10 protein-coding genes are annotated in these 14,512 nt (G+C 62.9%); 7 read left to right on the forward strand and 3 right to left on the reverse strand.

What is annotated here, in order from left to right:
- Window positions 1-42: 42 nt before the first annotated feature.
- From OCT39_RS05050 to sucD, 5 genes are all read left to right on the forward strand, one after another.
- Window positions 43-2,877, forward strand: coding sequence for a 2-oxoglutarate dehydrogenase E1 component (locus OCT39_RS05050; RefSeq protein ID WP_263586599.1), 2,835 nt, complete (start codon window positions 43-45; stop codon window positions 2,875-2,877).
- Between the two features lie 39 nt (window positions 2,878-2,916).
- Window positions 2,917-4,506 (forward strand): 2-oxoglutarate dehydrogenase complex dihydrolipoyllysine-residue succinyltransferase, encoded by a 1,590-nt coding sequence (odhB, locus tag OCT39_RS05055; protein WP_263586600.1) that lies wholly within the window; start codon window positions 2,917-2,919, stop codon window positions 4,504-4,506.
- Window positions 4,507-4,653: 147 nt separating this feature from the next.
- Window positions 4,654-6,093 carry a dihydrolipoyl dehydrogenase gene (gene lpdA / locus OCT39_RS05060; RefSeq protein ID WP_263586601.1) on the forward strand — a complete coding sequence of 480 codons (1,440 nt, stop codon included), beginning with the start codon at window positions 4,654-4,656 and terminating at the stop codon, window positions 6,091-6,093.
- A 171-nt stretch (window positions 6,094-6,264) separates the two neighbouring features.
- Window positions 6,265-7,431 (forward strand): ADP-forming succinate--CoA ligase subunit beta, encoded by a 1,167-nt coding sequence (gene sucC / locus OCT39_RS05065; RefSeq protein ID WP_263586602.1) that lies wholly within the window; start codon window positions 6,265-6,267, stop codon window positions 7,429-7,431.
- The gene (sucD, locus tag OCT39_RS05070; protein WP_263586603.1) at window positions 7,431-8,303 is read left to right on the forward strand and encodes a succinate--CoA ligase subunit alpha; all 873 of its coding nucleotides are present in this window, start codon (window positions 7,431-7,433) and stop codon (window positions 8,301-8,303) included. Before sucC ends, sucD begins: the two co-directional genes overlap by 1 nt.
- Window positions 8,304-8,392: 89 nt before the next feature.
- On the opposite strand, the gene OCT39_RS05075 is transcribed toward sucD, so the two are convergent.
- The gene (locus OCT39_RS05075) at window positions 8,393-9,397 is read right to left on the reverse strand and encodes a lysylphosphatidylglycerol synthase transmembrane domain-containing protein (protein WP_263586604.1); all 1,005 of its coding nucleotides are present in this window, start codon (window positions 9,395-9,397) and stop codon (window positions 8,393-8,395) included.
- The gene (locus OCT39_RS05080) at window positions 9,369-10,487 is read right to left on the reverse strand and encodes a glycosyltransferase (protein ID WP_263586605.1); all 1,119 of its coding nucleotides are present in this window, start codon (window positions 10,485-10,487) and stop codon (window positions 9,369-9,371) included. Before OCT39_RS05080 ends, OCT39_RS05075 begins: the two co-directional genes overlap by 29 nt.
- Window positions 10,488-10,695: 208 nt before the next feature.
- Here OCT39_RS05080 and OCT39_RS05085 point away from each other — a divergent pair, with 208 nt between their 5' ends.
- Both OCT39_RS05085 and OCT39_RS05090 read left to right on the forward strand, forming a co-directional pair.
- Window positions 10,696-11,112: a CopG family transcriptional regulator gene (locus OCT39_RS05085; RefSeq protein WP_263586606.1), complete on the forward strand. Its 417-nt coding sequence runs from the start codon at window positions 10,696-10,698 to the stop codon at window positions 11,110-11,112.
- Between the two features lie 33 nt (window positions 11,113-11,145).
- Entirely contained in the window at window positions 11,146-12,339 is a 1,194-nt protein-coding gene (locus OCT39_RS05090; RefSeq protein WP_263586607.1) for an alpha/beta hydrolase family esterase, read from the forward strand.
- 76 nt (window positions 12,340-12,415) lie between these two features.
- On the opposite strand, the gene OCT39_RS05095 is transcribed toward OCT39_RS05090, so the two are convergent.
- Window positions 12,416-14,356, reverse strand: coding sequence for an exoribonuclease II (locus OCT39_RS05095; RefSeq protein WP_263586608.1), 1,941 nt, complete (start codon window positions 14,354-14,356; stop codon window positions 12,416-12,418).
- Between the last annotated feature and the right edge of the window lie 156 nt (window positions 14,357-14,512).

The raw sequence follows: 14,512 nt of genomic DNA on the forward strand, positions 1-14,512 counted from the left end.
AGCGATACCGATACCACCCCATCAGTGTAGGGTGACCGAGAGATGCAACAAGGCATAATGGAGTTGATGTGGCGTTCCTCTCACGTGAGTGGCGGCAATGTTCACTACGTGGAAGCGCTTTACGAGCAGTACCTCGACGATCCCGATTCTGTCCCCGACGAGTGGCGCCGCTATTTCAAAGAGCTGCGCGAGTCCGACGACAGTGCCTCCCAGGATGTTCCGCTTAGCCCCATTCGTGATCAGTTCTATCAGCTTGGCCGCGAAAGCCGGCCCGGTCAGGGCGTAGCCCAGGTCGACAGCGGTGAGAACAAAAAGCAGGTCAAGGTCCTGCAGTTGATCAACGCGTATCGCTTCCGCGGTCATCAAAAGGCGAATATCGACCCGCTTGGCCTGCGAAATCCTACCCCCATTCCGGATCTTGATCTGTCCTTTCATCAGCTTTCCAAAGCGGATCTCGATACCGAATTTCAGACCGGCTCCTTCTTTCTGGGCATCGACAAGGCCCCGCTGCGTGACATCGTCGACGCGCTCGAGCAGACCTACTGTCGCTCGATCGGCTGCGAGATCATGCACATCGTCGATACCGAAGAGAAGCGCTGGCTGCAGCGCCGTTTCGAATCGGTCAGAAGTGCGCCCACGTTTAGCGAAGACGTGCGCAAGCACGTGCTCGAGCGCCTGACCGCCGCGGAAGGCCTCGAAAACTACCTCGCTTCCAAGTACCCGGGCACCAAGCGCTTCGGTCTGGAAGGCGGTGAGACGTTCGTGCCGATGATGGACGAGCTGATTCAGCGCGCCGGCGGCTACGGCACCAAGGAAGTCGTGATCGGCATGGCCCACCGCGGCCGCTTGAACCTGCTGGTCAACATACTGGGCAAGAACCCGGCGGATCTGATCGACGAGTTCGACGGCAAGAAAGTGATCGAGCGCGGCTCGGGCGACGTCAAGTACCACCAGGGCTTCAGCTCGAACGTCATGTCACCCGGCGGTGAAGTGCATCTGGCGATGTCCTTCAACCCATCGCACCTCGAGATCGTCGCCCCTGTGGTCGAAGGCTCGGTGCGCGCCCGTCAGGACCGCCGTCAGGATGCCGATGGCAGCAAGGTGCTGCCGATCAACGTTCACGGCGACGCGGCCTTTGCTGGCCAGGGCGTGGTCATGGAGACATTCCAGATGTCCCAGACCCGTGCCTACAAGACCGGCGGTACGGTGCATATCGTCATCAACAACCAGGTCGGTTTCACCACCTCGAACCCGCTGGACGCCCGCTCGACGGAGTACTGCACCGACATCGCCAAGATGGTTCAGGCGCCGATCTTCCACGTCAACGGCGACGACCCGGACGCGGTGATCCACGCAGCCCAGGTGGCGCTGGATTACCGTCAGCAGTTCAAGAAGGACGTGGTGATCGATCTGGTCTGCTACCGCCGTCGGGGTCACAACGAGGCGGACGAGCCCTCCGGCACCCAGCCGATGATGTACGCCAAGATCAAGGACCACGCCTCTTCGCGTACGCTCTACGCCAAGCGGTTGGTCGAGCAAGGCGTGCTCTCGGAAGAGGACGCCAAGGCGATGATCGAAACCTACCGCGACGATCTGGTCGCCGGTAATCACGTCGCTAACGCCCTGGTTCAGGAGCCCAACAAGTCGCTGTTCGTCGACTGGGCGCCGTATCTTGGCCACGAGTGGTCCGGTGATGCCGATACCACCGTCGACATGAAGCGCCTGCAGCAGCTCGCCGCGAAGATGTGCGAAATCCCGGACGGGGTCGACGTGCAGCGCCAGGTCGCCAAGATCTATGAAGACCGGCGCAAGATGCAGGCCGGCGGCATGGGCGTGAACTGGGGCTTCGCCGAGACGCTGGCCTACGCTACGCTTTTGGATCAGCACCACCCGATCCGCATCACCGGTCAGGACGTGGGCCGCGGTACCTTCTCGCACCGCCACGCCGTGATCCACAACCAGAAGGACGGCACCACCTACGTCCCGCTGCAGAACATCGCCGATGGTCAGCCGCGCTTCACCATTCACGACTCCATCCTCTCGGAAGAGGCGGTGCTGGCGTTCGAATACGGCTACTCGACCACCGCGCCCAACGATCTGGTGATCTGGGAAGCGCAGTTCGGTGACTTCTTCAACGGTGCCCAGGTGGTGGTGGATCAGTTCATCTCCTCCGGCGAGACCAAGTGGGGACGGCTTTGCGGCTTGACCATGCTGCTGCCTCACGGCTACGAAGGTCAGGGCCCCGAGCACTCCTCGGCGCGCCTGGAGCGTTTCCTGCAAATGTGCGCCGAGCACAACATGCAGGTGTGCGTGCCGACCACGCCGGCGCAGATTTTCCATCTGCTGCGCCGTCAGGTCATCCGCCCGCTGCGTAAACCGCTGATCGTGATGACGCCGAAGTCGCTTCTGCGCCACAAGGATGCGACCTCGAGTCTCGAGGATCTGGCTCAGGGCAAATTCCACATGGTGCTGCCCGACCAGGCCGAGCGCCCGGCGGAAGAAGTGACGCGGGTCATCATGTGTGCCGGCAAGGTCTACTACGATCTCGCCAACTGGCGCGCCGAGTACGAGCGTAACGACACGGCGATCATTCGCCTCGAGCAGCTTTATCCCTTCCCGAAGGAAGAGCTTCTCGAAGTGCTGGAGACGTACCCGAACCTCGAGGATATCGTCTGGTGTCAGGAAGAGCCGATGAACCAGGGCGCCTGGTACCCGAGCCAGCATCACATGCGCACCGTCGCCGACATGCTCAAAAACGGCCTCGGCCGCGAATTGAAATTTGCTGGACGTCCGGCCTCTGCGGCACCCGCGGCAGGTTACATGTCCGTTCACACTGAACAGCAGCGCCAGCTGGTGGAAGACGCTTTTAACCTATAAGCGGCCACCGGGTTTAGAGAACCTATTAAGGGAAATGACATGGCAACTGATATCAAAGCGCCAACCTTTCCGGAATCCGTTGCCGAGGGCACGGTCGCCGCTTGGCACAAGAAGCCGGGTGACAGCGTCGAGCGCGACGAGCTGATCGTCGAGATCGAAACCGACAAGGTCGTACTCGAAGTCGTGGCCCCGGAAGCAGGCACGTTGACCGACGTGATGGCCGAAGAGGGTGATACCGTCGAGTCCGAGCAGGTGCTGGGCAAGATCGGCGAAGCAAGCGGCGGCGGTGAAGAGAAAGCCGAAAAGTCCGAGAAAGACAACGGCGGCGAGAAGCAAGAGAAAGACGCCGGCGACGAGAAACAAAATGCCCAGCAGGAGAAATCCGGCGGCGGCAAGCAGCACGACGTCAAGGCACCGAGCTTCCCGGAGTCGGTTCAGGAAGGCACCGTCGCTACCTGGCACAAGAAAGTCGGCGAAGCCGTGAAGCGCGATGAAGTGCTGGCAGACATCGAAACCGACAAGGTCGTGCTCGAAGTCGTCGCACCGGCGGACGGCGCGCTTGCCGAGATCAAGGCCGAAGAGGGCAGCCAGGTCGAGTCCGAAGCGGTACTGGCCATATTCTCTGAAGGCGGCGGTAGCGAAGGCGGCGACAGTGGCAGCAAGGCCAACGATAGCGAAAGCAAGGCCGCTGAAAGCGACAGCGACGAAGGCGCCGACGAGAAAGTGGGCGACAAGATCGTTGCCCCGGCGGCGCGCAAGATGATCGCCGAAAACGATCTCGACGTGGCGAAAATCGAAGGTACCGGCAAGGGTGGCCGCATCCTGAAGGAAGACGTGCAAAAAGCCGTGAAAGACGGCAGTGCCAAGAAGTCTTCGAAATCCTCTGCCCCAGCGAAGAAAGCCGCCGCACCGGCCGCCGCGGAAGGCGAACGCGCCGAGAAGCGCGTGCCGATGACGCGTCTGCGCAAGACCATCGCCAAGCGGCTGGTCGAAGCCCAGCAGACCGCTGCCATGCTCACCACCTACAACGAGGTGGACATGGGCGCGGTGATGAACCTGCGCGCGCAGTACAAGGACACCTTCCAGAAGGCGCACGACGTCAAGCTCGGCTTCATGGGCTTCTTCGTCAAGGCGGCGTCTGAAGCGCTCAAGCGCTTCCCGGACGTCAACGCCTCCATCGACGGTGACGAGATCGTCTACCATGGCTACCAGGACATCGGTGTGGCCGTATCCACCGACCGCGGTCTGGTCGTGCCGGTACTGCGCGACACCGACGCCATGAAGATCGCCGATGTCGAAAAAGGCATCGTCGACTTCGGCAAGCGTGCCCGTGACGGCAAGCTCGGCATCGACGAAATGCAGGGCGGTACCTTCACCATCACCAACGGCGGTATCTTCGGCTCGCTGCTTTCGACGCCGATCATCAACCCGCCGCAAACGGCCATCCTGGGCATGCACAAGATCCAGGAACGCCCGATGGCGGTCAACGGCAAGGTCGAAGTGCGCCCGATGATGTACCTGGCGCTCTCTTACGATCACCGCATGATCGACGGTAAGGACGCAGTCCAGTTCCTCGTCACCATCAAGGAGCTGCTCGAAGACCCGGCGCGTTTGCTGCTCGACGTGTAACGTCTTTCGCCGCCGGGTCAAGGCCCGGCGGCGAATCTCGACATTCCGTTCAGGTGTTTCAAGTTATCGCACAAGGCCCCGACGTCGTGTTTCGATTGGCACAATCGAGCCGCACGCATTCAGGGTCACCAAGCGAAAGGAGCCAACATGGCTGACAAGTTTGATGTAATCGTTATCGGTGCCGGCCCCGGTGGCTACGTGGCCGCCATTCGCGCCGCGCAGCTGGGTCAGAAAGTTGCCTGTGTCGAGAAGTGGCAGGGCAAGGAAGGCAACGTGGTTCACGGCGGTACCTGCCTGAACGTAGGCTGCATTCCGTCCAAGGCGCTGCTGGAAGCCTCGCACAAGTACGTCGAAGCCAAGCACGACTTCGACGACCTGGGCATTCAGGCCGGCGACGTTTCCATGGACGTCACCAAAATGATGGCCCGCAAGGACAAGATCGTTAAGAACTTGACCGGCGGCATCTCTGGGCTGTTCAAGGCCAACGGCGTCACCGCGATCGACGGTACCGGTAAAGTCGTTGCCAACAACCAGGTCGAAGTCACCGACCTGGACGGCAACGCCACCACATACGAAGCCGACAACATCGTCATCGCCGCCGGCTCCGTGCCGGTCGAAATCCCGCCGACGCCGCTGACCGACGATCTGATCGTCGACTCTACCGGCGCGCTCGAATTCAAGGACGCGCCTAAGCGTCTGGGCGTGATCGGTGCCGGCGTCATCGGCCTGGAACTCGGTAGCGTCTGGAACCGTCTGGGTTCTGACGTCACCGTGCTCGAGGCGATGGACACTTTCCTGCCGATGGTCGACACGACCGTTGCCAAGGAAACCCAGAAACTGCTGAAAAAGCAGGGCCTGGACATCAAACTCGGCGCCCGCGTCACCGGTTCCGAAGTGAAGGACAACGAAGTCGTCGTCAAGTACACCGACGGTGACGGCGAGCAGGAAATCACCTTCGACAAGCTGATCGTCTGCGTTGGCCGTCGCCCCTACACCAAGGGCGTGATCAGTGATGATGTCAGCATCGAGCTCGACGAGCGCGGCTTCATCTTCGTCGACGACCAGTGCCGCACCAACGTGCCGGGCGTTTACGCCATCGGCGACTGCGTTCGCGGTCAGATGCTGGCGCACAAGGCGTCGGAAGAGGGCATCATGGTGGCGGACATCATCGCCGGCCATAAAGCCGAGATGAACTACGACGCCATTCCCTGTGTCATCTACACCGCCCCGGAAGTTGCCTGGGTCGGTTTGACTGAGCAGGACGCCAAGTCCAAGGGTATCGAAGTCAAGACCGGTACCTTCCCGTTTGCTGCCAGCGGCCGCGCCATGGCGAACAACGCCACCGAAGGTAGCGCCAAGGTGATCGCCGACGCCGAAACCGATCGCATCCTGGGCGTACACATCGTCGGTCAGCACGCCGGCGAGCTGATCGCACAGGCCGTGATCGCGATGGAGTTTGGCTCCAGCGCCGAAGATCTGGCGCTGACCTGCTATGCCCACCCCACCATGTCGGAAGCGGTACACGAAGCCGCGCTGGCCGTGGACGGGCACGCCATTCATATGGCGAACCGCAAAAAGCGCAAGTAAGTCCGTGACGGCGCTGACGAACAACGCTGCGTAGTCAATAGATTGTGTAATAACCAGGCGTCACCCTGAGGTGGCGCAACGCCTCGGCCGGTTTTCGGATCGAGGCACGGGGATGGCCGGTGCCCGGCATCGGCCATCGTTCGAGTCACATGCAACCAATGGCATGAATCGATGAACCTTCACGAGTATCAGGGCAAACAGCTGTTTGCCGATTATGGCTTGCCGGTATCCAAGGGCTTTGCCGTGGACACGCCGGAAGAAGCGGTAGAAGCGTGCAAAAAAATCGGCGGTGAAATGTGGGTCGTCAAGGCTCAGGTTCACGCAGGCGGCCGCGGTAAAGCGGGCGGCGTCAAGCTGATCAAGGACCCGGCAGAAGCGAAAGCCTTCGCCGAGCAGTGGCTGGGCAAGAATCTCGTCACCTACCAGACCGACGAAAAAGGTCAGCCGGTTGCCAAGATTCTGGTCGAAAACTGCACCGACATCGCCGATGAGCTGTATCTGGGCGCGGTCGTCGATCGTACCAGCCGTCGCGTTGTCTTCATGGCGTCCACCGAAGGCGGTGTCGACATTGAAACCGTCGCCGAAGAGACACCAGAAAAGATTCTGAAAGCCGAGATCGATCCGCTGGTCGGCGCACAGCCCTACCAGGCGCGTGAGCTCGCTTTCCAACTGGGCCTGAAAGGCGACCAGATCAAGCAGTTCACCAAGATCTTCCTGGGGCTTTCCAAGCTGTTCCACGACAAGGATCTGGCGCTTCTGGAAATCAACCCGCTGGTCATTACCGATGAAGGTAACCTGCACTGCCTCGACGCCAAACTCGGCCTCGACAGCAATGCGCTGTATCGTCATCCGGACCTGCAGGAAATGCGTGACCCGAGCCAGGAAGACCAGCGTGAAGCGGATGCGGCCAAGTGGGAGCTTAACTACGTAGCGCTCGACGGCAACATCGGCTGCATGGTCAACGGCGCGGGCCTGGCGATGGGCACCATGGACATCGTCAACCTGTCTGGCGGCAAGCCGGCCAACTTCCTGGACGTAGGCGGCGGCGCGACCAAAGAGCGCGTAGCCGAGGCGTTCAAGATCATCCTGTCTGACGACAACGTCAAGGCCGTACTGGTCAACATCTTCGGTGGTATCGTGCGCTGCGACATGATCGCGGAAGGCATCATCGGTGCCGTCGAGCAGGTTGGTGTCAACGTACCGGTCGTCGTGCGTCTGGAAGGTAACAACGCCGAGCTGGGTGCCGAGAAGCTGGCCTCCAGCGGTTTGAACATCATCGCTGCCACCAGCCTGAGCGACGCCGCTCAGCAGGTCGTCAAAGCAGCGGAGGGCAAGTAATGAGTATCCTGATCGACAAGAACACCAAGGTCATCTGCCAGGGGTTCACCGGTGGCCAGGGCACGTTCCACTCCGAGCAGGCGATTGCCTATGGCACGCAGATGGTCGGCGGTGTCACGCCGGGCAAGGGCGGCCAAACGCATCTGGGCCTGCCGGTCTTCAACACCGTGAAAGAAGCGGTCAAGGAAACCGGCGCCGAAGCCAGCGTGATCTACGTACCCGCGGCGTTCTGCAAGGACTCCATCCTTGAAGCCGCCAATGCCGGTATCAAGCTGATCGTGTGCATCACCGAAGGTATTGCAACGCTTGACATGCTCGAGGCGAAAGTAAAATGCGACGAGCTCGGCGTTCGCCTGATCGGCCCGAACTGCCCCGGCGTCATCACCCCCGGTGAGACCAAGATCGGCATCATGCCCGGTCATATCCACCAGCCAGGCCGTGTGGGCATCGTCTCTCGCTCGGGCACGCTGACCTATGAAGCGGTCAAGCAGACCACTGATCACGGCTTCGGCCAGTCCACCTGTGTGGGCATCGGCGGCGACCCGATTCCGGGCTCCAACTTCATCGACATCCTCGAGATGTTCGAGAAGGACCCGAAAACCGAAGCGATCGTCATGATCGGCGAGATCGGCGGCACCGCGGAAGAAGAAGCGGCGGCCTACATCAAGGACAACGTCTCCAAGCCGGTCGTTGCCTACATCGCGGGCGTGACTGCGCCTCCCGGTAAGCGCATGGGCCACGCCGGTGCGATTATCTCCGGCGGTAAAGGCACGGCGGACGATAAGTTCGGCGCGCTCGAAGCGGCGGGTGTCAAAACCGTTCGCTCGCTGGCCGATATCGGCGATGCGCTGAAGGAAGCGACCGGCTGGTAAGTGTTGCCGCTCGGTTCACGCGTACGTCAAAAGGGCACCTTCGGGTGCCCTTTTTAGTCTCTGGCCGTTGGTTGTTTATTGCGCCTCGTTTACACCCGCTTGAGCCAGCGCGCGCCCAGCAGCAAAAATACCGGCGCTCCCACGCCGAGATACAGGTGATAGCTCACCAGCCGCCACACCAGCACCGCCGCCGCCACCTGCTCTTGCGCCATCAAGGGCAGCAGCAGGGTGCCCACACCCAGCTCCGCCGCGCCCGCACCGCCGGGCAGAAAGCTCAACTGGCTGGCCGCCATGGCCAGCATCTGAATGAGAAACGTCCAGAGCCAGTCCGCCTGGCCACCCACGCCGATCACCGCGATGAACAAGAGGCTATAGCGCAGCACCCAGTGAAGCGCGGTGAGCAGCAAAATGGCGGCAAGCGTCGGTTTGGGCAGGCGCAATGTCATCGCCAGCGCCCGTCGGCCGCGCAGCAGCCGCCGCGCCAGCCAGCGCCGCCGTACAGCCTGCGGGCGCGCTTTAGGGCGCAGGCGCAAAAGCCTGGGTAAATACAGGATCACGAACACGAAGAGCGTGAACAAAACGCCAAGGCCCAGCAGGGCGGCTTCGATCAGCCCCTGATGAGGCCAGCGCGTCTCGCCGATCAGCGAGGCCGCGACCGCCAAGCCCAGCATGCTCAGAAAAAAGAGCGAGTCGCAGCCCTGGTCGATGAGAAACACCGCGGTGCCTTTGGCCGGCGGCACGCCACGCCTGGAAAGCAGCGCCAGCAGCGTGACCGGGCCGCCGCTGCCGCCGGGCGTGGCGCACAGCGCGAACTTGGCCGCAAGCTCGATACCCAGCGCGCTGCGCTGATTCAGCGTGCCGATTCCCAGCATCAGGCGTAGCCGAAGGGCGTTGATGTTCCAGCACACCGCGGCAATGACGACCATCAGCCCCAGCAGGCTCGTTGGAAACGCCCGGGCGTATAAAAGCGCTTCGCGCCCGCCGGCCAGCAAAACCAGCACCAGGGGCGCGACAACGGCCGCCAGCAGCAAAACCACCGGCAGCGCGTGCAGGCGCCGGGCAGGCTTAGCGGCTGAGAGCGCGGGGATGGACATGGCTTTGCTCGCCGGCCAGCGTTTTGTAGTGACCAAGCAGGTCAACGATAACGCTTTCCCAGCCAAACCGGCGCTCGACGAAGTGGCGGGCATAGCGGCCGCTAGCGGCGATGTCGTTATCGAACAGTGCCCGGCAGGCATCGGCCATGGCGGCGGGGTCGAGCGGCGGGCATAACACGCCGGCGCCCAACGGCACGTTCTCGATCAGCGCCCCGGCGCGCGCGCCCACCACCGGCAGGCCGCTGGCCATCGCTTCCTGGGCGATCAGCCCAAACGTCTCGCGGGTGCCGGCGTGCAGCAGCGCGTCGCTGGCGGCCAGCGCCGCCGCGACCTCGAAAGCGCCGCAGCAGCGGCTCACGCTGGTCACGTTGGCGGGCACGCGCGTCGGCATCCCCGGGCCCATCAGCAGAAGATGATACTCCTCGCCCAGGTGCTTCATGGTCGAGAGCAGCACGTCGATGTTTTTCTCCCGTGAAAAGCGCCCGACGAAAATCAGCAGCCGCTTGTGCTCGGCAATCCCGTAGCGCGTTCGCAAGGCAGGGTCGGCATGGCGCGGATGAAAGCGCTCGAGGTCCACGCCCAGCGACTGAACGCGCACGTCATTGACGCCCCAGTCCAGAAGACGATCCGCCATGGCCTGGCAGGGCGCGAGCACGCTGTCGAAACGGTTATAGAGATCGGCCACGTAGCGAATCAGGCGGCGCTGTACGCGGTGGCCGAAGCGGTCGCCCATCAGTCGGGGCAGGTCAGAGTGGTAGAAGCCCACCACCGGAACGCCAAGGCGCTGGCCGGCCTCGAGCGCGGCCCAGGCGGTCACGTAGGGGTCGCCGGCTTCGATGACGTTCGGTGCAAGGTTCACGAGCGCTTCGCGCCAAGGCCCGCGGCGCAGCGGAAAGCGGTAGCCCTGGCCCAACGGCAGGTTGAGCGCGGGCAGCGTATGGCGATCGTTCAGGCTGTCGCGCTCGGCGCCGGGCACCAGCAGGCTGGTACGAACGCCGCTCGCTTGCAGCACGCGGTGCTTGGCCTGCAGGTAGGTACGCACGCCGCCGCTAGCCGGGGCGTGAAACATGGTGATGTCGGCAATATGCAAGGTCGTCTCCGCCGGCCGTAGTGATCGCTTAGCCTAGCGAGAAAACAAGTCAGTTATGCGACAGCGGCATCGCTTGCCGCATCGAGCACGTTTCATTACCGCCTTTACATCGAAAGATCTTGCTTATTGCTCAAGCGGGTCTAATATAACATCCATATGGATGGTATATGGATTCCATGGACCATCTTTAATGTAGAAAGGAGTTCTCATGAGCGTTCACGAGCTGCGCCGCAAGACCGGCGACACCAGCGAAAAAATCACCATCAACCTGGGCGTGGTCGATTTGGGGCAGATCGATCTGCTGGTTCAGGAAGGCTTCTACGCCAACCGCACCGACCTGATCCGCACGGCGATCCGTAACCAGCTGGCGAGCCACGCCGAGGTGGTCAAGCAAACCGTGTCGCGCAAGGCCTTCGTGCTGGGGCTTACGCACTACAGCCGGGCGGATCTGGAAGCGCTGCAGGCGGCGGGTGAAACCCTGCAGATCCAGGTACTCGGCATGGCGACGATCGCCGATGATGTCACCCCGGAGCTCGCCGCCGCGACGATCGACTCCGTCGTGGTGCTCGGCGCCCTGCATGCCAGCAAAGCGGTCAAGGCGGCGCTGTCAGGCCGCATCCACTGACGTATTCATTGATGTATTCATGAGGTATCGATCATGATCGACGCAACCCGTACCCAGCGAATGCAAGAAGCGACGCGGCTTACCCGCGCCGGAAAGCTCACTGAGGCGATGCGGGTGCTGCAAGGGGGCGCGCCTGGCGCAGACGACCCCGAGCCCGCGTCGACCGAAACCGGTAACGTGTTTGATAGCACCTGCGAGGTGAAGGCGCGCATCTTCGAGCCGTTCGAAGCACCGCACCAGCCCCACGCGTTTGATTGGCGCCAGCAGTGGGCCGGTATGAAAGGCGGCGCGACGAGTGGTGACGATGCTCCCGAGCGCCTGGCGCCGGCCACTCCCGGCGCCTTCACCGCCGGGCGCTTCGCCAACCGTATCGGCGCACGCGACTACAAACTCTACACGCCGAGCGGCTATCAGGGGCAGCCGCTGGCGCTGGTGGTCATGCTGCACGGCTGCACCCAAAACCCGGACGATTTCGCCGCCGGCACCGCCATGAACCGGCAGGCCGAAGAGCAGACGTTTTGCGTGCTCTACCCGGCCCAGCCGGCAAGCGCCAATACCTCGAAGTGCTGGAACTGGTTCAAGGCCCAGGACCAGGCGCGCGACGGCGGCGAGCCCGAGCTTCTGGCGGGCATGACGCGCCAGGTTTTGGACGCCTATCATCTCGATGCCTCGCGGGTGTTTGTGGCCGGGCTGTCCGCAGGCGCGGCCATGGCGACCACCCTGGCCATGACGTATCCGGAGCTTTACGCTGCCGTTGGCGTGCACTCGGGGCTGCCCCACGGCGTTGCCAAAAGCCTTCCGGACGCGCTGGCCGCAATGCAGGGCGGGCAGGGCGCCACCGCCGTCACGAAGGGGCAGGAGTGCCGCGTGCCGGCCATCGTTTTCCACGGCGACCGCGACACCACCGTGCATCCAAAAAACGCCGAGCGCGTGGCGGCGCAGTACGCCGCTAGCCGACTCGGCGCCACCACCGAGCAGGGGGCGTCCGGCGCCGGCCAGCGCTATACGCGCCGGGTACATCGCGACGGTCAAGGGGTTGCCAGGTTGGAGCAGTGGACGCTGCACGGTGCCGGCCACGCCTGGGCCGGGGGCAGCGCGTCGGGAAGCTATACCGACCCCAGGGGAGTAGAGGCGAGCCGCGAAATGCTGCGCTTTTTCTTTGCCCAGCCTCATTACGCTCAAAACGATCGAGCGGCGTCGAAGCCGTCTCGCCACGCGACGACCTGACCCGCCGCGGCGAGTTTCAGGACATAAAAAAACGGCGGCGCCTCAAGGCGCCGCCGTTTTCGCGTTTCAACACCGTTTAGGCGGCAGGCTTGGCCACCAGCGAGCGGGTTTCTTCACGCGCCTCGACGAGCTGTACGCGCAGGGCGTCGCCGAGCTTGTAGCGCTCCTCGCTTTCGATCTGGATGCGGCCTTCCTTGTCGTCGATCACGACCTTGTTGCGGTCAGCGTGCATCAAGGGCGCGGGCACGAAGGCGGTAGCGCCGTTGGCCAGCAGACGCACGCGCATGCCGCCGCGGTTGATCGCCATGATCTCGGCCTCAAAAACGTCCTGGTTCTGGGCCGCCGACGTCAAAAAGCGCACGTAGAGCCAGTCTTTCACGTCACGCTCGGCCATGCGATTCAGCCGGCGGCGCTCGGTGAGCTGCTCGGTCAGTGCCTGGCTCGCTTCGGCCGGGGCCTGCTCGCCTTTCAACACGCGCTTGATCAAGCGGTGGTTGACCATGTCGCCGTACTTACGAATCGGCGAGGTCCAGGTAGCGTAGGCGGCCAGCCCCAGACCGAAGTGCGGGCCCGGCTGAGCGGACATGCTGGTGAAACCCTGGAAACGGCGCAGGCGGGCGTCGAGCCAGGCGTCATCGCGGGATTCGAGCGCGCGCTTGAGCTCCTTGTAGTGGTCGAGCTCGGTGAGCGCCTCGAGGGCCACTTCGATCTCCTGACCGGCGAGAAACTCCTGGGCGGCTTCGGCTTTTTCCGGTTCGAACGCGCGGTGCACGTTGAAGATGCCGTGGCCGATGTTAGCGGCCAGATAATCCGCGCAGCAGGCGTTGGCGGCGATCATCGACTCTTCGATCATGCGGTTGGCAATGCGGCGCTCTTCGGTGTTGATCGCCAACACGTTGCCCGCTTCATCGAGCTCGAACACGTAGTCCGGGCGATCCTTGAACACCAGCGCGTGCTCGTTGCGCCAGGCGGTGCGCGCCTCGGTCAGCGCCTGGAGCGCTTTGAGCTGCTCGCCGATGTCATCCGCCGGGGCCCAGTCGCCTTCACCGTCGATCCAATCGGAAACGCGGTCATAAGCAAGCTTGGCGTGGGACTGCACGTTGGCGGCGAAGAAGCGGTAGTCGCCCAGGCTTCCGTCGGCGTTGACGGTCAGCGTGCAGGCCAGCGCCGGGCGGGTCTTGCCCTCCCACAGCGAGCAGAGGTCGTCGGCCAACTGCTCGGGCAGCATGGTCACGTTCTGGCCCGGCAGGTAGACGGTGAAGGCGCGCACCCGCGCTTCCAGATCTGCGACGTGCTCTTCGTCCACATAAGCGGTCGGGTCGGCGATGGCGACCGAGAGATCCCAGCCGCCGTCGTCGCGGGTGGTGATGCGCAGCGCATCATCCATGTCTTTGGTCTTTTCACCGTCGATGGTGAAGAAGGGCTCGGCGGTCAGGTCTTCACGCTCAAGGCCTTCCTCGCGCAGCGGCCAGTCGCTGCCGGCCTCCGGGCTTGCCTGCTCGAGCGCGTGGCGAGCCAGGGTCACCCGCCAGGGCACCGCCGGGTTGTCCGCCTTGGCTACCAGCTCGTCGATCTGGGCAAAGAAGCCGCGATCGTCCGCCTTTAACGGATGGCGAACGAGGCGCGCCACGACCCAATCGCCGTCACCGATGCTCGATTCGTCCAGGCTGCGCTTGATGCGCGACTTGATGACGTTGCGAATCGACGGGTGATCCGGCACCACGGCCAGGCGGTCCTCGCGCTTTTGCACGCGAGCGACGAAACGGTCGAGGCCGGCTTCGATCAGCTTCTCCGGATCGACGGACTTCTTGTCGCCGTTTTCGTGAATCACTGCCTCGACCCGGTCGCCGTGAATCACCTTTTTCATGGCGGGGGGCGGCACGAAATAGGAGTCGCCGGCATCGGTTTCGAGAAAGCCGAAGCCTTTCTCGGTGCCCTTGATCACGCCTTCGGCGCGCGGCGTGGTGTCACGAATCTGTTGCTTGAGCTGAGCCAGCACGGAATTATTTTGCAGCATGAGTTCAATCAGTTGGCGAGAGTAGGCTGCCACTATACGGATTCCCGCCCATCGCGCCAATTGCTCGGCGAGTCGATATCGCCTCCGGCTCGCAAGGTCAATGACTTACCTGCGGCTCTGATAATCGGTTAAGCTTGCCAGCCGTTTGAAGCGCGT

It is taken from the genome of Halomonas sp. GD1P12, from assembly GCF_025725645.1.
Classification (GTDB): Bacteria; Pseudomonadota; Gammaproteobacteria; order Pseudomonadales; family Halomonadaceae; genus Vreelandella.